Annotated in this window: 23 protein-coding genes; 14 read left to right on the plus strand and 9 right to left on the minus strand. The window is 58.8% G+C overall.

Features of this window, described 5'->3' with window-relative positions; translation table 11 throughout:
- From AC2FLE_RS08775 to AC2FLE_RS08795, 5 genes are all read right to left on the minus strand, one after another.
- Window positions 1–1,455 carry an efflux RND transporter periplasmic adaptor subunit gene (locus AC2FLE_RS08775; protein WP_496696501.1) on the minus strand — a complete coding sequence of 485 codons (1,455 nt, stop codon included), beginning with the start codon at window positions 1,453–1,455 and terminating at the stop codon, window positions 1–3.
- A gap of 104 nt (window positions 1,456–1,559) precedes the next feature.
- Window positions 1,560–2,102 carry a molybdenum cofactor biosynthesis protein B gene (gene moaB, locus AC2FLE_RS08780; RefSeq protein ID WP_496696503.1) on the minus strand — a complete coding sequence of 181 codons (543 nt, stop codon included), beginning with the start codon at window positions 2,100–2,102 and terminating at the stop codon, window positions 1,560–1,562.
- 6 nt (window positions 2,103–2,108) lie between these two features.
- Window positions 2,109–2,729: a LysE family translocator gene (locus AC2FLE_RS08785; protein ID WP_496696504.1), complete on the minus strand. Its 621-nt coding sequence runs from the start codon at window positions 2,727–2,729 to the stop codon at window positions 2,109–2,111.
- Window positions 2,729–3,325: a metallophosphoesterase family protein gene (locus tag AC2FLE_RS08790; protein ID WP_496696506.1), complete on the minus strand. Its 597-nt coding sequence runs from the start codon at window positions 3,323–3,325 to the stop codon at window positions 2,729–2,731. The genes AC2FLE_RS08785 and AC2FLE_RS08790 overlap by 1 nt, the downstream gene beginning before the upstream one ends.
- A complete protein-coding gene (locus AC2FLE_RS08795) occupies window positions 3,325–4,089 on the minus strand; it encodes a uracil-DNA glycosylase (RefSeq protein ID WP_496696597.1) in 765 nt (254 codons plus the stop codon). The genes AC2FLE_RS08790 and AC2FLE_RS08795 overlap by 1 nt, the downstream gene beginning before the upstream one ends.
- Window positions 4,090–4,129: 40 nt before the next feature.
- On the opposite strand from AC2FLE_RS08795, the gene AC2FLE_RS08800 reads away from it, so the two are divergent.
- The 10 genes from AC2FLE_RS08800 to AC2FLE_RS08845 all read left to right on the plus strand — a co-directional run bounded on the left by AC2FLE_RS08800 (window position 4,130) and on the right by AC2FLE_RS08845 (window position 11,584).
- Window positions 4,130–4,789, plus strand: a complete 660-nt coding sequence (locus AC2FLE_RS08800) for a scavenger receptor class F, member 2 (RefSeq protein WP_496693551.1) — start codon at window positions 4,130–4,132, stop codon at window positions 4,787–4,789.
- A 74-nt stretch (window positions 4,790–4,863) separates the two neighbouring features.
- Window positions 4,864–5,799, plus strand: coding sequence for an aspartate carbamoyltransferase catalytic subunit (locus tag AC2FLE_RS08805; RefSeq protein ID WP_496696508.1), 936 nt, complete (start codon window positions 4,864–4,866; stop codon window positions 5,797–5,799).
- Complete coding sequence (locus AC2FLE_RS08810) at window positions 5,796–6,314, plus strand: hypothetical protein (protein ID WP_496696510.1); 519 nt, start codon at window positions 5,796–5,798, stop codon at window positions 6,312–6,314. The genes AC2FLE_RS08805 and AC2FLE_RS08810 overlap by 4 nt, the downstream gene beginning before the upstream one ends.
- Complete coding sequence (locus tag AC2FLE_RS08815; protein ID WP_496696511.1) at window positions 6,299–6,685, plus strand: hypothetical protein; 387 nt, start codon at window positions 6,299–6,301, stop codon at window positions 6,683–6,685. Before AC2FLE_RS08810 ends, AC2FLE_RS08815 begins: the two co-directional genes overlap by 16 nt.
- Entirely contained in the window at window positions 6,682–7,962 is a 1,281-nt protein-coding gene (gene pyrC, locus AC2FLE_RS08820; RefSeq protein WP_496696513.1) for a dihydroorotase, read from the plus strand. Before AC2FLE_RS08815 ends, pyrC begins: the two co-directional genes overlap by 4 nt.
- Window positions 7,962–8,570, plus strand: a complete 609-nt coding sequence (gene plsY, locus AC2FLE_RS08825) for a glycerol-3-phosphate 1-O-acyltransferase PlsY (protein WP_142635346.1) — start codon at window positions 7,962–7,964, stop codon at window positions 8,568–8,570. The genes pyrC and plsY overlap by 1 nt, the downstream gene beginning before the upstream one ends.
- Before the next feature lie 81 nt (window positions 8,571–8,651).
- Window positions 8,652–9,194, plus strand: a complete 543-nt coding sequence (locus AC2FLE_RS08830; RefSeq protein ID WP_496676669.1) for a GbsR/MarR family transcriptional regulator — start codon at window positions 8,652–8,654, stop codon at window positions 9,192–9,194.
- A gap of 65 nt (window positions 9,195–9,259) precedes the next feature.
- Window positions 9,260–10,096 (plus strand): fatty acid desaturase, encoded by an 837-nt coding sequence (locus AC2FLE_RS08835; protein WP_496696516.1) that lies wholly within the window; start codon window positions 9,260–9,262, stop codon window positions 10,094–10,096.
- A gap of 216 nt (window positions 10,097–10,312) precedes the next feature.
- Window positions 10,313–10,789: a YHS domain-containing (seleno)protein gene (locus AC2FLE_RS08840; protein ID WP_496693544.1), complete on the plus strand. Its 477-nt coding sequence runs from the start codon at window positions 10,313–10,315 to the stop codon at window positions 10,787–10,789.
- 261 nt (window positions 10,790–11,050) lie between these two features.
- Window positions 11,051–11,584, plus strand: coding sequence for an outer membrane protein (locus tag AC2FLE_RS08845; RefSeq protein ID WP_271948532.1), 534 nt, complete (start codon window positions 11,051–11,053; stop codon window positions 11,582–11,584).
- A 44-nt stretch (window positions 11,585–11,628) separates the two neighbouring features.
- Here the strand turns inward: AC2FLE_RS08845 and AC2FLE_RS08850 are convergent, their stop codons facing one another.
- The gene (locus AC2FLE_RS08850; RefSeq protein WP_496676674.1) at window positions 11,629–12,612 is read right to left on the minus strand and encodes a quinone oxidoreductase family protein; all 984 of its coding nucleotides are present in this window, start codon (window positions 12,610–12,612) and stop codon (window positions 11,629–11,631) included.
- Between the two features lie 195 nt (window positions 12,613–12,807).
- Between AC2FLE_RS08850 and AC2FLE_RS08855 the strand changes: the two genes are divergently transcribed.
- Window positions 12,808–13,665 carry a DUF2189 domain-containing protein gene (locus tag AC2FLE_RS08855; RefSeq protein ID WP_496696518.1) on the plus strand — a complete coding sequence of 286 codons (858 nt, stop codon included), beginning with the start codon at window positions 12,808–12,810 and terminating at the stop codon, window positions 13,663–13,665.
- Between the two features lie 9 nt (window positions 13,666–13,674).
- Here the strand turns inward: AC2FLE_RS08855 and AC2FLE_RS08860 are convergent, their stop codons facing one another.
- The gene (locus AC2FLE_RS08860; RefSeq protein WP_496691843.1) at window positions 13,675–14,661 is read right to left on the minus strand and encodes an NAD(P)H-quinone oxidoreductase; all 987 of its coding nucleotides are present in this window, start codon (window positions 14,659–14,661) and stop codon (window positions 13,675–13,677) included.
- 62 nt (window positions 14,662–14,723) lie between these two features.
- On the minus strand, window positions 14,724–15,416 hold the full coding sequence (locus AC2FLE_RS08865; protein WP_496696520.1) for a COQ9 family protein: 693 nt from the start codon (window positions 15,414–15,416) through the stop codon (window positions 14,724–14,726).
- Between the two features lie 111 nt (window positions 15,417–15,527).
- Here AC2FLE_RS08865 and rpsU point away from each other — a divergent pair, with 111 nt between their 5' ends.
- Together rpsU and AC2FLE_RS08875 are read left to right on the plus strand one after the other, a co-directional pair.
- Window positions 15,528–15,734: a 30S ribosomal protein S21 gene (rpsU, locus tag AC2FLE_RS08870; protein WP_005614280.1), complete on the plus strand. Its 207-nt coding sequence runs from the start codon at window positions 15,528–15,530 to the stop codon at window positions 15,732–15,734.
- A 267-nt stretch (window positions 15,735–16,001) separates the two neighbouring features.
- The gene (locus AC2FLE_RS08875; protein ID WP_282021660.1) at window positions 16,002–17,129 is read left to right on the plus strand and encodes a CAP domain-containing protein; all 1,128 of its coding nucleotides are present in this window, start codon (window positions 16,002–16,004) and stop codon (window positions 17,127–17,129) included.
- Window positions 17,130–17,187: 58 nt separating this feature from the next.
- Here the strand turns inward: AC2FLE_RS08875 and ppk2 are convergent, their stop codons facing one another.
- Window positions 17,188–18,105 (minus strand): polyphosphate kinase 2, encoded by a 918-nt coding sequence (gene ppk2, locus AC2FLE_RS08880; protein ID WP_496689073.1) that lies wholly within the window; start codon window positions 18,103–18,105, stop codon window positions 17,188–17,190.
- 276 nt (window positions 18,106–18,381) lie between these two features.
- On the opposite strand from ppk2, the gene AC2FLE_RS08885 reads away from it, so the two are divergent.
- Entirely contained in the window at window positions 18,382–19,221 is an 840-nt protein-coding gene (locus tag AC2FLE_RS08885; protein WP_496696522.1) for a CPBP family intramembrane glutamic endopeptidase, read from the plus strand.

The following is a 19,221-nucleotide window of genomic DNA, read 5'->3' on the forward strand; positions in this document are numbered from 1 at the left end:
CTAACCTCCGGCTCGGTTTTCGATGCTGCGCACCAACGACGCGGGAACCTTGGCTTCGCCCAGTTGGCCCAGCACGCGGGCTTTGACGTCTTGAGGCAATGCATCACTGGCTTCGACCTGCGCCACCAGCTGGGCACGCTGTTCCTCGGACAGCTCGACCATATCCGTCTGGCCCCCTGCGTTGGCCTCATCCCGCAGCGGCCTGACCCGGACACCGGCCCCAAGCAGAGGCGTTCGACCAATGACAACCTCGCGACTTTCCAACCCCCGCCCGCGTAGCAGCACCTCATCCCCCTGACGGCGGATCAACTGCACTGGTAGAACCTCAAGCCGGTCATCCTTGCCCAGAATCAGAACCGTCCCTGCTGAATCCAGAACCGAAGACGGCAGGCGCACCACGTTCTCAAGCGGCTGTTCCTGAACCGAGACTGTCACGAAATCACCGGGCTTGAATCCCGAAGTATCCTCGAGCAAGGCATAAAGCAGGCGACCGGTTTGCCCTTCTCCGGCCGAGCCGCTATCGCGGCTTATGCGGCCCTGCGCCGCAAGATCTGCTCCTGTAACCTCTAGCGATACAGTGACCGGGGAATTGATCAGATCCCCTTCAGCATCCAGCAGGCGCACGAATTGCGCGGTCGAGACGCGAAAGGCCACCTCAAGTGCTTTGGGATCAACCAATTCGGCCAGTTTTTCGTTGGCTGACACCAGGCGACCCTCAACCAAAGTCACGTCGGTCAATGTTCCCCCAAACCGAGCATGGATGGTCATGTCTTCCAAATCACGTTCGGCAGCCGCAAGCGCGATACGGGCACGGGCCAGCAACGTCGTCGCCTGATCGACGCGCGATTCCGCCTGTGCCAGCGCGATCCTCCGGGCCAAAACAGATTGCTGTGCCGATGCCTCGGCCAGTTCCGCCTCTTCCACGGATGCCGCCGCGCCCACTCCCCGGCTTTTCAAGTCTTTTTGACGCTGCAGGGCACGGCCCCGCAATTCGGCCTGCGCCTCGGCCGAGTTCAGCTCATCCTGCGCCAGCAGCAGCGACCGTTCGGCATCGCGTTCCTCAAACTGGGCATCCAGCAGGTCCGACTTGGCGCGGTCCAGCGCCGATTGTGCATCCGCCGGATCAAGCTCGACCAGAACCTCTCCTGCAGTGACAGCACCGCCATCTTCGAAATCTTCGGACAAGGAAATCACACGGCCACCAAGCGCTGCACGCAGTTCCAGGCGGCGGCGGCTTTGCACCTCGCCAAATGCTTCAAGATAAGGCGTTACGGTTTCCACTTCGGCATGCCGGACAGTAACCGCAAAAATGCGCTCCCGCGCCTGCGGAGCGGCATCCTCGCGCGTCAGAACATCCTGCACTGCACCCGCGATCATCTGAACCGCCACAAACAAGAGTGCCAACGTCAAGGACGTCAGGAAAACTCCGGCAAGGCTCTGCCTCAGAAAGCGCATTTACTATCACCCCGTTCGCATCAGGCTGGCATTTCAGAAGGTAGCTTTGCCCCGAAAAATGCCAAGCCACAAAGCGGTAATACACATTTGAACGTGTAACCAGCTTACTTCCGTCGCAGATGTTCGTCCAATCTGGGCATAATTTCCACGAAATTGCAGGGCCGGTGACGATAATCGAACTGTTTTAGCAATATTCCATCCCAGGCATCCTTGCAGGCACCGGGGCTGCCGGGCAATGCAAACAGATAGGTGCCCCCGGCGACGCCACCTGTGGCACGCGACTGGACGGCAGAGGTGCCGATCTTTTGCATCGACAGGATTGTAAAAACCGTGCCGAATGCGTCGATTTCCTTCTCGTAGACATCCCGATGCGCCTCGACTGTAACGTCGCGCCCTGTCAGGCCGGTACCCCCGGTCGAGATGACGGCATCTATTTCAGGATCTGCGATCCACACGCGCAGCTGTTCTGCAATCTGGGCGCGCTCATCCGGAAGGATCTTGCGGTCCGCGACCAAATGGCCCGCCGCCTGAATCCGATCCACCAAAGTCTGTCCCGATCTGTCCTCGGGCAGCGTCCGCGTATCCGAGACAGTGAGGACGGCGATCCGAACTGGAATGAATTCTTTGCTTTCGTCGATGCGTGACATATGACGTCAGGCCCTTTCCATAATCGCAAGCCGAATGGCGAGCGCCGTAAAAATCCCTCCGGTCACCCAGCCCATGAAACGCGACGCACGCGGGTTCGAGACCAAGACTCGGCCCGTGCCACCGGCAAACATGCCGACCATCCCGTTCACCACAAAGCCGCCCAGCGCGATGATAAGGCCAAGGGTCAGGAACTGCGGCAAGATTGGCCCCAAGGCCGGGTCCACAAATTGCGGGATGAAGGCCAGCACGAACAGGATGACCTTTGGATTGGTGAGATTGACCAGCAGCCCATCACGAAACGCAAGTTTCCCGCTATGTGCCGGTGCCTCGGTCGGTGCAGCACCGTTTTTGATCGAACGCCAGGCCAGATACAGCAGATAGGCCACCCCCAACCAACGGATCACATCAAACAGCCAGGGCAGCGTGGATACCGCCGCGCCAAACCCAAGCCCAGCCAGCAGGACATGCACCATCGACCCTGCAGAAATACCGGCGCTGGCCGCGAGCGCGGGCCGTGCGCCTTTGCGCAGGCCCTGCCCAAAGCAGAACATCATATCAGCGCCTGGGGTAAGGTTCAGAGCGAGCGCAGCCGGGATAAACGCCAGAAGGGTTACAGTTTCGATCATCAATGCAGCTCAAACCAATTTGGTCTGGGCCCCAGATTGGCCACCTGGGTGCGCCCGATTGCCCCGCGATACCCCCAGCTGTCATGGATATGGCCATGCAGAGAAAGCTGCGGCTGCACCCGCTCGATCGCGTCGCGCACCGCGACCGAACCGACGGCGCCGCCCATCGACGTGACATCGCCATGCCCTTTGGGCGGAGAATGCGTAATCAGAATATCGGCAGCGTCGCACCGATCCAGCAACTCGGCGGCCTCGGCCTCGGTCAGATCGCAGGACCAACCGCCAAAAGGCGTCACGGGCACACCATATCCCAGACCAAACAGGCGCACCCCGTCCACAGTCATCCCGGTACCGTGCAGCACGTGGACACCTTCGGGCACAGCCACTGTCAGCTCTTGGACGCTTTCGGCATTGCCGGGGGTTAGGACCAGAGGGGCCGAAATGCCCGCAAGCATCTCCATCGCCTGATCCAGCCCTTGCCGCATATTGCAGAAATCACCAGCACCGATCACCAGATCCGCCTCGGCGCTGGCGGCAACCAATTCTACCGCCCGACTGCGCGCCATATGCAGGTCGGAAAAGGCCAGGATGCGCATCACTTGCCCTCCAGCCGGGCCTTCAACTCCAACAGATCTGCCCAGGCCTGCCGTTTCATTGGCGGTTGCCGCAGCAAGTAAGCAGGGTGAAACATCGGGATGACCGGCAGCCCCCAAGCCTGATCCCACTGGCCGCGCAACCGAGTTATACCGCGTTTGCCCAGCACCGCCTGACAGCTGATATTGCCCATCACGACCAGAACCTCGGGCTTGGCCAATGCGACGTGGCGCTCCAGAAACGGCTTCATCATGCCGATCTCTTCGGGCTTGGGATCCCGGTTCTGTGGGGGCCGCCAGGGCAGAACATTGGTGATATAGACGTTTTCGGCACGGTTCAGCTCAATCGCGGACAACATCCTGTCCAGCAACTGCCCGGCCCGGCCAACAAAGGGCTTGCCCTCGCGATCTTCATCCCGGCCCGGAGCCTCGCCTATAATCATCACCCGAGCACCCGGCGTCCCGTCGGCAAACACCAACTGGCGCGCACCACGTTTCAAATCGCAATGATCAAACGCATCCATCGCAGCGCGCAACTGGTCCAGCGATCCAGCAGTCTTGGCGACTGAATCGGCAATCGCCAACGCATCGACCGGCTTGGGCTTTTCCGGCGCCGTTTGTACCGCTGTGGGCTTTTTGGATTTCGGCGTAGTGTCTGGCAACGCATAGCGGTTCACCGGGATATCCCCGATCGCATCCGTCGCGCCCAGTTCAATCTGCCAGTCCAGCAGAGCCCGCGCTGTGTGAAAGTCCAAAGCCGATTCCATAACACTCAATCTAACCTCCTTTTGACCGAGGGAAAGCGAATTGGCCTTGATTGCGCGCTCGGTCGCACCGACCATTGGGGCAATCATGCTGATCCTGTTTCGAATCCTCTCAATTTGGGCGCTGCTGGCCTTGGCCAGTGGGCCGGTTTCGGCGCAGCTGTTTGACCGTAACGACCAGTGCCGCGCGGGGCAGTTCGCCTGTGGCAGTCGGTGCTGTTCCGGTGGGCAAAGATGCAGTTTCGACAATCATTGCATCCCGCTGGGCGGCACCTATTGCGGCGGCGGCCGCAGCTGCGGGCCGTTCGAGCGCTGCGTGGCAGGCGGGTTGCGCTGCGCACCCAAAGGGGCCAACGCATGCACCACGCGTCTGGACTGCCCCGGCGACAGCTTTTGCAACGCGCGCGGGGAATGCCAGCGAAACACCCCCGAATTCGACCCGGATTCAGCCACCAGCGGCAGCCCCATCACCTGTGACGACGGCTTGACCTGTGCGGCCGGATCATCCTGCCTGCCAGGCGGAGGATGCGCACAGCCCGGTTGGTTCTTGTGCGAGAAAACCGGATCACAATGCCGCCCTGGATTCAAATGTTCGAACCACCAAGGATGTGTGCCGGTTAAGGCGATCGACTGCGGCTATGGCAAATGGTGCAAACCCGGCGAACAGTGCTTGCCCGAGGGTGGGTGTGAGAAACTGCCCTAACGCCTTGATCCCAAGGTTGCCTTGCGCGGCGCGGCTTTCTATAAGCGGGCCGATTGTCAGACAGGAGTCCGCCCATGCGTTTCGCCCATCGTCACCTTCTTGGCATCGAGCACCTGTCCCAATCCGATATTACTGCCATTCTTGATCTGGCCGAGACCTATGTCGAGATGAACCGGCAACCGAACAAGCACTCGGATGTGCTGGCGGGGCTGACGCAAATCAACATGTTCTTTGAAAACTCGACCCGCACGCAGGCCAGTTTCGAACTGGCCGGCAAGCGGCTGGGTGCGGATGTGATGAATATGGCAATGCAGGCCAGCTCGATCAAAAAGGGTGAGACGCTGATCGACACGGCGATGACGCTGAACGCAATGCATCCCGACCTTCTGGTGGTGCGGCACCCGCATTCCGGCGCGGTTGATCTGTTGGCGCAGAAGGTGAATTGCGCCGTACTGAACGCAGGCGACGGGCGGCATGAGCACCCGACACAGGCGCTGCTGGATGCGTTGACCATTCGCCGCGCCAAGGGTCGCCTGCACCGGTTGAACATCGCGATCTGCGGCGACGTCGCCCATTCCCGCGTGGCGCGGTCGAACTTGATCCTGCTCGGCAAGATGGAAAACCGCATTCGCCTGATCGGCCCGCCAACGCTGGTCCCCAGCCAATTTGCCGAGTTTGGAGCCGAGATCTATGACGATATGAACGAAGGCCTTCAAGACGTCGATGTCGTGATGATGCTGCGCCTTCAGAGAGAGCGGATGGATGGCGGGTTCATCCCCTCGGAACGTGAATACTATCATCGCTACGGGCTGGATGCCGCCAAACTGGCGCAGGCCAAACCCAATGCCATTGTAATGCATCCCGGCCCAATGAACCGCGGGGTCGAGATTGACGGAACGCTAGCCGATGATATCAACCGCTCGGTCATTCAGGAGCAGGTTGAGATGGGTGTCGCCGTCCGCATGGCTGCGATGGAACTGCTGGCCCGCAATCTGCGCGAGGCCGCATGAGCAATCTGGCCGTCGCATCCCATGAACACGGCGTTATCCGCCTGTTCGCGCTCGACATGCGCCCGGAAGAGGCCAAGTTTCTGCGCGAACCCGGAGCCGTCGATCAGATTCTAGGGGTAGCGGGGCTGGATCCCGAACAGGTTGACATCTTTCCGGTCTCGGATCTCGAAGACCTTGGCCTCTATGGCTATCTGACCGAGGGCTGCGACGTGTCCGCAGATCAGCTGGACCACACAGCGCTGGATGCGATTGACGGCTGGGTTCTGGTGGTCCGCAGCGCCGCATTTCGCGGTCGTGCAGCCGCTTTGCGCCCCGACCGCAGGCTGCGCCTGATCGGCCTGTACACCGAAGAAGCAACAAGCTGGGCAGGTGGCCGAATTGAGACGGAAAGCGCGAAACCGTATTCGGCGCCGCAATCCGCACCGCAAAATGACAGACCGCGTCGCATGGGCTCTGCGGTTCTGGCGCTGCTGATCCTTCTGGTTATCGGAGGTGCCCTATGGCTGATCCTGTGACTTTCCCGCCCGACAGAGGGGCCTATATCCGCACCAACACGTGGATGGCAGCCGCGGCTATGGCAGGGGCCATGATCATCCTTTGGCTGATCGGTAATCCCTATGTGTGGACCGGCGCGCCAGCGGGCCTTGCTGCAATCGGCATTCGTGCGTGGTATCTGGCCTCAGAAGAGCTGACGGCCGCATGGGAAATGACAGACACTACTCTGACCGGCCCTGGCCCGCGCAAAGTGGCGCTGAACCAGATCGAGGCTGTTAAAACCATGGGTAGCTTTGTTCAAATCGTCACAAAAGGCGGGGACAAGCACCTGATCAAGTATCAGGCAGATCCCGCCGCTACCAAAGCCGCTATTGAAAGGGCCATGGCATGAGCAATCTGATCTTCACCAACGCCCGCCTGATCGACCCCGAAACTGGCGCGGACGCACCGGGATGGGTGCATGTGGCTGATGGCCGTATCGTGGCCAAGGGCGAAGGTGCGGCCCCGTCGATTGACGCGCAGGTCATCGACTGCGGCGGGCATTGCCTGGCACCGGGCATCGTCGATCTCGGCGTCAAGGTTTGCGAGCCGGGCGAGCGGCACAAGGAAAGCTATAAATCCGCAGGCCTGGCGGCGGCGGCAGGGGGTGTGACCACGATCGTGACGCGCCCCGATACCTTACCCGCCGTGGACACGCCGGAAACGCTGGAATTTGCGACCCGGCGCGCACAGGCGGATGCCCCGGTCAACGTGCTGCCCATGGCGGCCCTGACCAAAGGGCGCGAGGGGCGCGAGATGACCGAAATCGGATTTCTGCTGGATGCCGGTGCCGTCGCCTTTACCGACTGTGATCATGTCATTGCAGATACCAAAGTGTTCACCCGCGCGCTGACCTATGCGAAATCCTGTGGTGCGCTGGTGATCGCCCACCCTCAGGAACCGGGGCTGAGCGCTGGCGCCGCCGCCACCAGCGGCAAATTCGCCGCCTTGCGCGGATTGCCCGCCGTTTCCCCAATGGCCGAGCGTATGGGGCTGGACCGCGACATTGCGTTGCTGGAAATGACCGGTGCGGCCTATCACGCCGATCAGATTACCACCGCCCGCGCCCTGCCCGCGCTGGAGCGGGCCAAGCGGAACGGGCTGGACATCACTGCTGGAACCTCGATCCACCATCTGACGCTGAATGAGCTGGACGTGGCCGACTATCGCACCTTCTTCAAGGTCAAACCTCCGCTGCGGTCGGAAGATGACCGGCAGGCTGTCATCGAAGCGGTGCGGGCAGGTCTGATCGACACGATCAGTTCCATGCACACGCCACAGGACGAAGAAAGCAAACGCCTCCCGTTTGAAGAGGCGGCCTCGGGCGCGGTGGCGCTGGAGACGTTGCTGCCTGCGGCTTTGCGCCTGTACCATGCTGATCAACTGGACTTGCCGACTCTGTTCCGCGCGATGGCTCTGAACCCGGCTAAACGACTGGGCCTGGACAGCGGTCGCCTGTCTGAGGGCGCGCCGGCCGACCTGGTTCTGTTCGACCCGGATGTGCCCTTTGTGCTGGACCGGTTCACGCTTAGATCCAAATCGCAGAATACGCCATTTGACGGCCAGAGGATGCAAGGTAAGGTCACCGCAACCTATGTGGCAGGCCAAGAAGTTTACCGGAGACCCTGATGCCCCTGATCGACAGTACGATGACCCAGCTGATCCTCTGGGCCGCGATTGGATACCTGATGGGGTCGATCCCCTTTGGCATGATCATCGCCAAGGTGATGGGACTGGGAAATCTGCGCGATATCGGGTCGGGCAATATTGGGGCGACCAATGTACTTCGCACCGGCAACAAGGCCGCCGCCGCGCTGACTCTGATCTTTGACGCCGGGAAAGGGGCCGCTGCCGTCTTGCTCGCCCGTGCCATGGCCGGGGAAGACGCCGTACAGGTCGCCGCATTGGCCGCGTTTCTGGGCCACTGTTTTCCAGTTTGGTTGGGCTTCAAAGGTGGCAAGGGTGTCGCGACCTTTCTGGGCCTCTGGCTAGCGCTTGACTGGGGCGTGGGCATTGCCTGCTGCATAACTTGGCTGGTGGCCGCTGCCATCTGGCGGATTTCGTCGCTTGGGGCCCTTGCAGCAGCGTCCCTGTCTACAACCTGGGTCATGGTTTTGAGTGACGGGTCGACGTTTATTCTGGGAATCGTCCTGACATTGCTTGTGTACTGGCGCCATGCCGCCAATATCTCGCGCATCAAAGCTGGCACCGAACCCAGGATCGGGTCCAAGACCTGATATCCGCCCGAGTTAATTGGTTCTTGATCGAATCATTTCTATCTGTAATTTCTGTCATTACAGAAATTACTGGATACAATCATGCACCTTACTGAATCCATGCGCGACTTTATCCTCCATTGGGGGGAAATGGGTACCAAGTGGGGTGTGAACCGCTCGGTCGCGCAAATCCACGCGCTATTGCACATCTCGCCCGAACCGATGACTGCAGATGAGATCTGTGAAACGCTCGGGCTGGCCCGCTCGAACGTCTCGACCGGGCTGAAGGAACTGCAAGGCTGGAAGCTGATCAAAGCCAGCCGAAACCTGGGTGACCGGCGCGATCACTTTCATTCGATCCGGGACATGTTTGACCTGACCAAAGCTGTGGTCGAAGGCCGCCGCGAACGTGAATATGCGCCCACTCTGGCCGCGCTGCGTATCGTTGCCCAAGAGGCTCAGAATGACGGCACCTCGCCCAAAGTGCGCCAGCGGATTGATGAGACGCTAGAGACCATGCAAATGTTCGACGACTGGTATGTCGATGTGAACCGTCTACCTCGCCGCGTTCAACTGGCAATCGTCAAACTTGGCGGACGCATCGCCCGGCTGCTGCCCAAGGGACAAGGGGACAAGTCACCCTAAAAATTTTACCCTCAAAATTCTCTCAATACAGAAATCTCAGAATATGATGTAAGAAGGAGCATGACATGATCCAGCCCAAACGCCCGCCCGAACGCGCCCCGAAAGGCATCCAATGGGCCGACCTGGTTCCCCTGAACCGCTGGGACAAGATCAAGGAACTGATGCTGCCGCTGCCCTGGCTGCTGCTGTCTCTGACGCTCTACAGTACTGCCCTCTGGCCACTTGGTGCTATGGCCAGCTTTCTGTTCTTTCTGTGCGCCCTGCGCCTGAACCACGAAGCGATCCATGGCAATCTCGGGCTGTCGCGGCGGCAGGATTCCTTGGTGATGCATGTGCTCAGCGCGCTTATGTTGGGTTCTAATCACGCTTTCTGCCAATGCCACCTGCTGCATCACAAACACGCCATGGGTCCGGGCGATTGCGAGGGGAATTGCGGGCACATGACCCTGGCGCAGGTCTTGGTATACGGACCCCGGTTTCCCTTCGACATCAACCGTGCGGCCTGGCGGGTCGCCAACGTCAAGGCCCGTCGCCGCATCCTGATCGACTGGGGGCTGGTGCTTGCCGTGATCGCCACTGCTGTGCTGAGCGGATCGCAAACCTTGCTGCTGCACGTGGCTGCGATGAGCACAGCCCAATGCCTTGCCGCCCTGTTTGCGGTCTGGATAACCCATCAGGGCACGCATGACAGTGGCGTTGCCGCGCGCAGTCAGCGCGGGGTGCTGGCGCGGCTGGCCTATCTGATGTTCTACCACCGCGAACATCATCTGTTCCCGAAGGTTCCTGTCAGCCGGTTGCCCGTTCTTGCGGATCGGCTGGAACGTTCGGTTGCGGGATATGCCGCAAGTCGCAAGCCGGTCATCGGCTGGCTGGAACCCCGCCGGTTCCGGGTTGAACCCTAATCCTTGCTGGTACGCGCACCCAAGGATCCTGAGCGGAAACGCACAGGATCCGTTTGCCAGCACACAATCACCTTTAGTTGTTTTGAACGTGATCAATACGCTGCCCACTTCGGGGTCGTGGCGGCCAATTACCGACCGCACGGAACAAAACAATCAGGGTTGCCCAGACTCAATTACAGAATCCCCCGGCAGTCCGATTCACGAAAGGTGAAAACAATGAACAAGATCAAATCCCTTATCGGCGGCGTCGCGCTGTCTGTTGCCATCGCAAGCTCAACCCTCGCTGCAGGCGTCGAACTGAACGCAAGTTCGACCGGTCTGGCGCTGCAGGGCTATGACCCGGTCGCTTACTTCACCGCTGGCGAAGCCACCAAGGGCGATTACCGCATCACTGCGCTGCACAACGAAGCCTTGTACCGCTTTGCCTCGGAAGAAAACAAAGTCGCGTTTGAAGAAAACCCCGAAGCCTACCTGCCCGCCTATGGTGGCTATTGCGCATTCGGCACCGCGATGGGCTTCAAGTTTGACGGCGACCCGAACTACTGGAGAATCGTCGACAACAAGCTGTACCTGAATCTGTCCGCAGATATTCAGGAACGCTGGGAAGGCGACATCCCCGGCTTTAACAAGAGCGCCGACACCAACTGGAAAGATATCGCCGACAAGAGCCCGGCCGAGTTGCAGGCGCAATAATCCGCCTAAGAAAAACACCGGATCGGCGGCAGTTCACCCTGCCGCCGATTGTCATTTGAAACCGCCATTTTTCACCCTAGTTGTTCAAGCAGGAACGAGCCCAAAAAACGTGGGCCAGTGCCCCGAAGCGGCGGCACAGAAATCAGGTACGGAAACAGCCAAAAGACAGCGATCCGGTCGTCAGACCGGGCCCTGGCAATACCACGTACAAATGAGCAGCACAGGTTTGCTGAAGACCAATTCGAAAGAAAGGTTAACAGAATGACAGGTAGATTTTTTATTGCGGCCTTTATCGCCTCTATTGCGGCCGGAGGCGCCTCGGCGCAATCCTCGGGCAACTGGACGGGCTTTTACGGCGGCCTTCAGGTCGGCTATGCCGATATCGACACCAATGTTTCGGGCGTCGACGGTGATGGCGCGATTGGCGGTATCGTGTTGGGATATGATTATGATCTGGGGGATTGGGTTGTCGGTGGCGGCTTTGACTATGACTGGACCAGCATTGAACTGACCCCCGGCGTCGAGGTCGAAGACGTTTGGCGCCTGAAAGCACGCGCCGGATACAAAGTGACTCCGGTGGGGCTGCTATATGGTATCGGGGGCTATGCCGAGGCGAGCACGGACAATCTTGGCAGTGACGATGGTTGGTTCATCGGCGCTGGGTATGAACAGATTGTCGCCCCCAATGTCAGCGTTGGAGGCGAAATCCTGTATCACGAATTCAACGATTTCGATTCGACCGGAATTGATGTGGACGCGACCACAATCCAGGCCCGTGCAACCTACCGGTTCTAAGGAAACAGTGACGGAACCCGGCACAAACGCCGGGTTCCTTTCATTTACAGTTCAAGAACTGTGCTGCCTGTGGTTTGGCGCGCCTCAAGTGCGCGATGGGCCTCGGCCACCTGATCCAGCGGGAACCTCTGATCAATGTGGATTTTGACCTCGCCGCCTTCGACCTTGTTGAACAGGCGCCGCGCCATGGCCTGACAGACCGCGTGGTCCGAAATATGTGTGAAGAGCGTTGGCCGCGTTATCTTGAGCGATCCTTTCTTGGCCAGAATGCCAATGTCGATCAGAGGCACCGGGCCAGAGGCATTGCCGAACGAGATCATCATGCCAAGCGGTTTCAGGCTGTCGAGCGATCCGTCAAACGTGTCCGACCCGATGGAATCCATCACCGCGTCTACGCCTTTGCCCTTGGTGATCTGCGCGACGCGCTCGGCAAAGTTCTCGGTCCGGTAATTGATGCAATGCGCGGCACCATTGAACTGCGCCAAACTGCATTTTTCATCGGTTCCGGCAGTACCGATCAACGTGATCCCCTCGGATTTGGCCCATTGGCAGGCAATCAAGCCAACACCTCCGGCAGCTGCATGAAACAGCACGGTATCCCCGCGTTTCAGCGGTGTGGTGCGATGAAACAGATATTCGACTGTCATCCCCTTGAGCATCATCGCGGCCGCCGCATCAAAAGAAATTCCATCCGGAAGCGGGCACACCTGTGCGGCGGGCATGACCCGTGCCTCGCAATAGGCTCCGGGCGGAGAGGCAGCATAGGCCGCGCGCTGCCCGGGTTCCAGATGCGTTACACCTTCCCCGACGGCTTCGATCACGCCAGCGGCCTCCATGCCCAAAGCCTGAGGCAGATCCAGCGGATACAGCCCAGTGCGCTGATATACATCAATGAAATTCAGCCCGCAGGCATGATGACGAATACGAACCTCACCGGGGCCGGGTTCACCAAGTGGGCGATCTTCGATCTTCAGAACCTCGGGGCCGCCGTGTTCATGGATGACGACGGTTCGTGCCGTTTTCTGCATGTTGTCCTCCTCTAGCCTCAGGCCAAGCTAACATGCCTGTGACGCAGGGCAATCGACACGATTACGCGAGGCGCAACCCAAACGCGAAAATTTGTGCTATACTATGCCCAAGGCGTTGCTGGCTGGTCCGGCCAAAAGCAACAAGTCGCCGGATTGACCCCGCTGCGCAACATCGCAATGCAGGAGGGGACGGCAATGGACAAAACGATTGGCAATCCGATCACCTGGGCGGCACGGAACATAGGTGCAACCGGGGATCACCTAGCTGAAAATATCAGCCATATCGGCAGCGCGGATACACGACACCTGCCAGTGGTTCGTACGCTGACGATGGATGATCTTTGGGCCTGCCTGAGGGCAGGATACAGCGATTTTCTGGATACAAGGGCCGATGCGATATTCGTGGTGCTCATCTATCCGATCGCAGGTTTTCTGATGTTCGGAATTGGGCTGGACACAAACATGGTTCCACTGCTGGCACCGCTGGTTGGTGGTTTTGCGCTTGTGGGTCCGGTAGCCGCCCTTGGCCTGTACGAAATCAGCCGCAAACGAGAACAAGGTGGCGAGGCTGGATGGCTGGATGCGTTTGGCGTGTTCCGGTCCCCTTCCCTGGGTGCGATTCTGGCTTTGGCGTTTTACATGGTCATGCTGTTTCTGGTCTGGCTGATGGTCGCGCAGAGCATCTATGTTCAGACACTCGGCCCTGACCTGCCCGCGTCGCTGGGTGCCTTTCTAACCCAAGTGTTCACCACCGCCGCTGGATGGACCATGATCTTGTTCGGGAACGCTGTTGGGTTTCTGTTTGCCCTCGTCGCCCTGGCAATCAGCGTCGTCAGCTTTCCGCTGCTGCTGGACCGCAAAGTGGGCGTTCCGGTCGCCGTGGTGACATCCGTACGGGTGTTGCGTCGCAATCCGGGCGTCATCCTGAGCTGGGGATTCATCGTTGCCGCGCTGCTGGTCATCGGAGCGATCCCGATGTTGCTGGGCCTGATCGTCGTGATGCCGGTACTGGGCCACGCCACCTGGCATCTCTATCGGCGTGCTGTGGCCTGAAACATAGCTTTATCCCGCAACTTTCAGAACAATCTTGCCAATATGGCCAGAGCTTTCCATCCGGGCATGGGCCGCCGCCGCATCAGCCAGATCAAACTCACTATCCATGACAGGGGCAACTTTTCCCGCCTCGAGCAAAGGCCAGACCGCTTCGTGCAGATCCGAAGCGATTTTTGCCTTGGCCAGATCGCTTTGCGGGCGCAGGGTACTGCCAGTCAAGGTCAGGCGTTTGACCATCATAAGCGCAAAATTCAGCTCGACCACGGGCCCCTGAAGGAAGGCTATCTGCACCAGCCGCCCATCCTCGGCCAGCGCCTTGACGTTGCGTGGGATATAGTCGCCGCCCACCATGTCCAGTATCAGGTTCGCCCCGCCCTCGGCCCGCATCGCGGCTACGAAATCCGCGTCACGGTAGTTGATCGCCTGTTCGGCACCCAGCTTTTCACAGGCCTCACATTTTTCAGCCGAGCCTGCAGTGGCAAAAACCCGCGCTCCAAAGGCGTTCGCCAGCTGAATCGCCGTTGTGCCGATACCACTGGAACCACCATGCACCAGAAACCGCTCACCGGCCTTCAGGCTGCCGCGCATAAAGACGTTGGACCAGACGGTAAAGAAGGTCTCGGGCAGGCAGGCGGCTTCTTTCAGGCCCATCCCCGCTGGCACCGGCAAACAATGTGCCGCAGGTGTGGCCACATATTCGGCATAGCCGCCGCCCGGCAGCAAAGCACAGACCTGATCGCCAACGGATAGGTCTTCGACCCCCGTCCCGACGGCCACGACCTCACCCGCGGCCTCAAGACCCGGCAGATCACTGGCACCCGGAGGTGGATTATAGGCACCGGCGCGCTGCAGAGCATCCGGGCGGTTCACCCCCGCATAGGCGACTTTGAGGACCACTTGACCGGCCAAAGCTTGGGGCATCGGGCGTTCTGTCAGTTGCAGAACATCCGGACCGCCGGGTTCGGTGATTTCAACGGCGCGCATCATCTGAGTCATGGGTAGATCTCCTTTGGCCAATGCCTAGCAGGCTGAAACGTCAAGGCCCAGTAGCAAGAGGACTACTTGCGCGGTGTCAGGAATCCGGGAAGCGTGCCGTGGGTTTTAGCCGGAGCCTTAACCTGCCCGGCCAACCAATTCGGAACGGCAAGAAACGGTCTGAACAGAGGATTGTCCCTCACCTGCCCCTTAAGCTTTTCGAACTGCATGACATTGTCGATACGACGGTCCAGAAACTCCCACGTTTTCTGACTCCCGGGCGAATCGTCCCCCAACCAGAACAACAGGGTCGAGGAATAGACCCCCGACAATGTCGCCCGCTTGGTGTACCAGTTCACGTCGTCCGACGTATCTCCCAACGTGTCCCAGATCAGATCACAGGTTTGCCATACTGCCCTTGCGCCATCAGCCGCGTGGCTTGGCAGCGAAAACATGGTCATACCCCGGCGCACGAGTTCCTTATCCGGCACGGCCTGTAGCCGGAACCGGACGGCAGCGGCGATCCGGTCACGGAATTTGATATCGCCCAAATCCTCAGTTTTAAGGCGATCTGCCATCACTGCGTCCCCGCGCGCATGAAATGCCAACGCTAGGTCAACGGCACCACGCGGACAAATCGCCCGCACCAGAACGTCATCCATTCCACATTCTTCAATCGCCGCGCGAAAGCTGGTTTCCGACCAGCCATCGAAGGGAACATGTGTCAGCATCGCATCCAAAAGCTGCTGCTTGGCGTCTTCATAGGTGGTTGTCATGGCGGTTCTCCGGTTATCAGGACCAGTACTAGACAAGATAGAGGCGCTTTGCTATACGGCCAATTCCTGCAATTTCCTTGCAACTCTATCTAGAAAGGTGGTGACAACCACATGCAGGTTAGTGTTCGCGACAATAACGTCGATCAGGCGCTTCGGGCCCTGAAGAAAAAGCTGCAGCGCGAAGGCGTGTTCCGCGAAATGAAGCTTAAGCAACATTTCGAGAAACCGTCCGAGAAAAAAGCGCGCGAGAAAGCTGAAGCGATCCGCCGTGCCCGTAAACTGGCACGTAAGAAAGCACAGCGCGAAGGTTTGCTCTAAGCACCTTCCTCGTCCAGTTTTGGATGACACTATTTGACGACCCCCGAGGCATCGCCCGGGGGTTTGTCGTTTTCAGGGTGACGTTGCGCGCTTTTTCGCGACTGGCTGACGCAACCCAGCGTCAATGCGCGATAAATCGCGAACTCAGATTCAACTTCCGGTGGCGATCTGCCCACCAACCGCGAGCGGCACGATTGTGTCTTCTCGTCGCCAAGTTCTCGCCACTAATGTCCCGCCAAAATAACGCAATCTATTGGAGGCAGAATCATGTCAACGGCCAGCGATCTAGAACGGCAGATGCTCGCATTGATCAATGCAGAGCGGGCGAAGGCGGGCTTACAACCGGTCAAGCTTGAGCTGCGGCTGAACGCAGCGGCGGAAGATCACAGCGAGTGGATGCTGAACGTCGATAAGTTCAGCCATACCGGCGCCGGAGGTTCGCGACCATCGGACAGAATGGAAGATGCGGGCTTCGAATTCTCCGGAAGCTGGCGTGCGACTGAAAACATCGCATGGCAGAGTGTCCGCGGTGCGCCGGGGCTGTCGGATGACGTTCAGGATCTGCACAACAGCCTGATGAACAGTTCCGGCCATCGCGCGAATATTCTGGACGCCAACGTGACCGTTATCGGAATTGGGATTGAGGTCGGAAACTATGACGGCTGGAACGCCATCATGGTGACTCAGAACTTTGCACGGACCTCTGCGCCTTTGCAGCTTGATACCAGCAGTTCGGGTGGTTCCGGTGGTTCCACACCTCCACCGCCCTCGGGGCAGTTGGACGTCAGGGCTGGCAAGATCGGCACTGCTGCGGATGACTGGTTCGTTTTGAAATCCGGACAGGCTGGCCTTTTGGATGGGCGCGGCGGTGATGATATCCTGGTTGGCGGCGGCGGCCGAGATAAGCTGCTTGGCCGCTCCGGCGACGACACCCTGAACGGCGAAGGCGGAAATGACACTCTGGTTGGCGGTGCTGATAATGACGACCTGAATGGGGGGGATGGCAAAGACCTTCTGAAAGGCGGCTATGGCATTGACCAGCTGGACGGTGGCGGCGGAAAAGATGTGCTTAAAGGCGGAGGGGGCAACGACATTCTTGTCGGCGGCGCGGGCAACGACAAACTGATTGGCGGCAATGGCGCAGATGTCATGACCGGTGGCACCGGAGTGGATCAATTCTACTTCACCAAGGGCGCGGATACTGTAACGGATTTCACTGACGAGGATATCGTCAACCTCCGGCAGGCCAAGTCTATCGTTGGGTATAACGATCTGATGAAGAACCACATTTCGCAATCCGGAAATGACGTCATCATCGATGCCGGTAACGGCCACACCCTGACACTAGAAGATACCTTGTTATCAGACCTGGCCAGAGACGACTTTGTGTTCTGAAGGCCGGACAAGCGAAAACTAAAGCCACGCCCCCGGAATCCGGGGGCGTTTATCGTGATCAGTAAATCTTGGGCACGTACAGCTCGTCCGGCAAAACACGCCGTTCGTATTCCGGATTATACTTGCGATCCGGGAGGTCGACTTTTTCCTGCGGTACATCCGTATAGGGGATCTTGGTCAGAAGATGCTCAATACAGTTCAGGCGCTCACGCTTTTTGTCGTTGCCTTCGACGATGTACCAGGGCGCCTCGCGGATGTTGGTACGGAACAGCATGTCCTCTTTGGCTTTGGTATAGGCCTCCCAGCGGATACGGGATTCCAGATCCATGGGGGACAGTTTCCACTGTTTCATAGGATCGTGAATCCGCATAAGGAATCGCAGCTGCTGTTCCTCATCCGTGATCGAGAACCAGTATTTCAGCAAGATGATCCCGGATCGAACCAACATCCGTTCGAATTCGGGAACGTCCTGAAAGAACTGATCAACCTGATCTTTGCTGGCAAACCCCATCACCCTTTCGACCCCGGCACGGTTATACCAGGACCGATCGAACAGAACGATTTCACCGGCGGCGGGCAGATGCGGGACGTAACGCTGGAAATACCACTGGCTCTGCTCACGACGACTGGGCGCCGGCAGAGCAACCACCCGGGCAACACGCGGATTCAGGCGCTGCGTAATCCGCTTAATCACCCCACCCTTGCCAGCACTGTCCCGGCCTTCAAACAGGATACAGACCTTGGCACCGGTATGTTGCACCCAGTCCTGCACCTTGATCAGTTCAGCCTGAAGTCGCAGCAAGTTACGGAAATAGACCTTGCGATCCAGCATGTCGGGATGCTGATCCTTGTAGATCTTCCGCACTTCCACCGACAGCATGGGCTCGCTGAATTCGATCTCAAAATCTTCGTCCAGCGCGTCTTCCAACTCGGCTTCGAGCCAGTCTTTTGGTGCATGATTAAACTCGTCGGTCAAGGTCTGCTCCTTATCAATTATCGGGTCAGGACCCTATCAGGCGCGTGTAACCGCCTGATGTCATCACAGAGGTAGATGAAAGCCTTTTTCTAAGCTTATCTGCCGGGGTCAGCAAGATCACTGCCCCAGGAATTCGGAAACTTGGCATTTCCGCTCGGCTGGATCATTCAACCGCCAGAACCACCCCTACTTCAGTTTGTATGAAGCCTGTTAACACGACTTGCCAGCCCGAGTGTTCTGAGGGCATCAAAGCACAGGTCATTTCAGAGAGGGGCCGTGGCGCATTTCATATCTGTTCTGCCGGTTGTTTGGCCCTGGTTTATCCTGATCGCCGCACAGATATGCGCTGTTCCGGGGAAATGGTCTTTGGGGTTCGTTCTGCTGACCTGTTTTGGCCTGATTGCTCTGACCTTGGGTCTGGTCACGCCCTTTGCCGCAGCTATTGCGTCAGCAGGTCTTGCCGGAGCGTTGATGCTACGCGGTTTGAACGGTGCGTTTTCCTTTGTTGGACATATCGCCTTGATCCTGTGGTGCTTGGCCATGGGTGCACATCTGGTTCCGGGCTTTCATAACCTTCTGGTACTGGACCGGGTTCAAGCTGGACCGGGCAGCACCGATTTCACGATGTACCTGAACCTGGACAAGCCTCTGATCCTGTTCGCCGTCCTTCTGGCCTGGCCACGCATGAATGATGGGTTGGCGTATATACGCAAATCGCCGCTGGCGGTCGGGCTGGTCGCATTGCCGGCCCTGTTTCTACTGGGCCTCTCAGTTGGTGCCATCCGGCCAGAGTTCACCCTTCCCCATTGGTGGATGATCTTTGCACTTTCCAACCTGTTTCTGACCTGCCTCACGGAAGAGGCCTTTTTCCGTGGCTATCTGCAATCAGCACTTTCCAAACGCCTGGGGGCTGCTGCGGGGATTGCTGCGGCCAGCCTGCTTTTCGGGCTTGCACATTTTGCAGGTGGACCTGCATTGGTTTTCTTTGCAGCCCTTCTTGGCGCGGCATGTGGCCTGGGATATTACGCGACAGGACGTCTTTGGGTTCCGGTTCTGATGCATTTCGCCTTTAACGCGGCGCATCTGGTGATTTTCACCTATCCCGGCCCAGCCTAG

The sequence above is a fragment of the Ruegeria sp. CDSA077 genome (assembly GCF_059612265.1).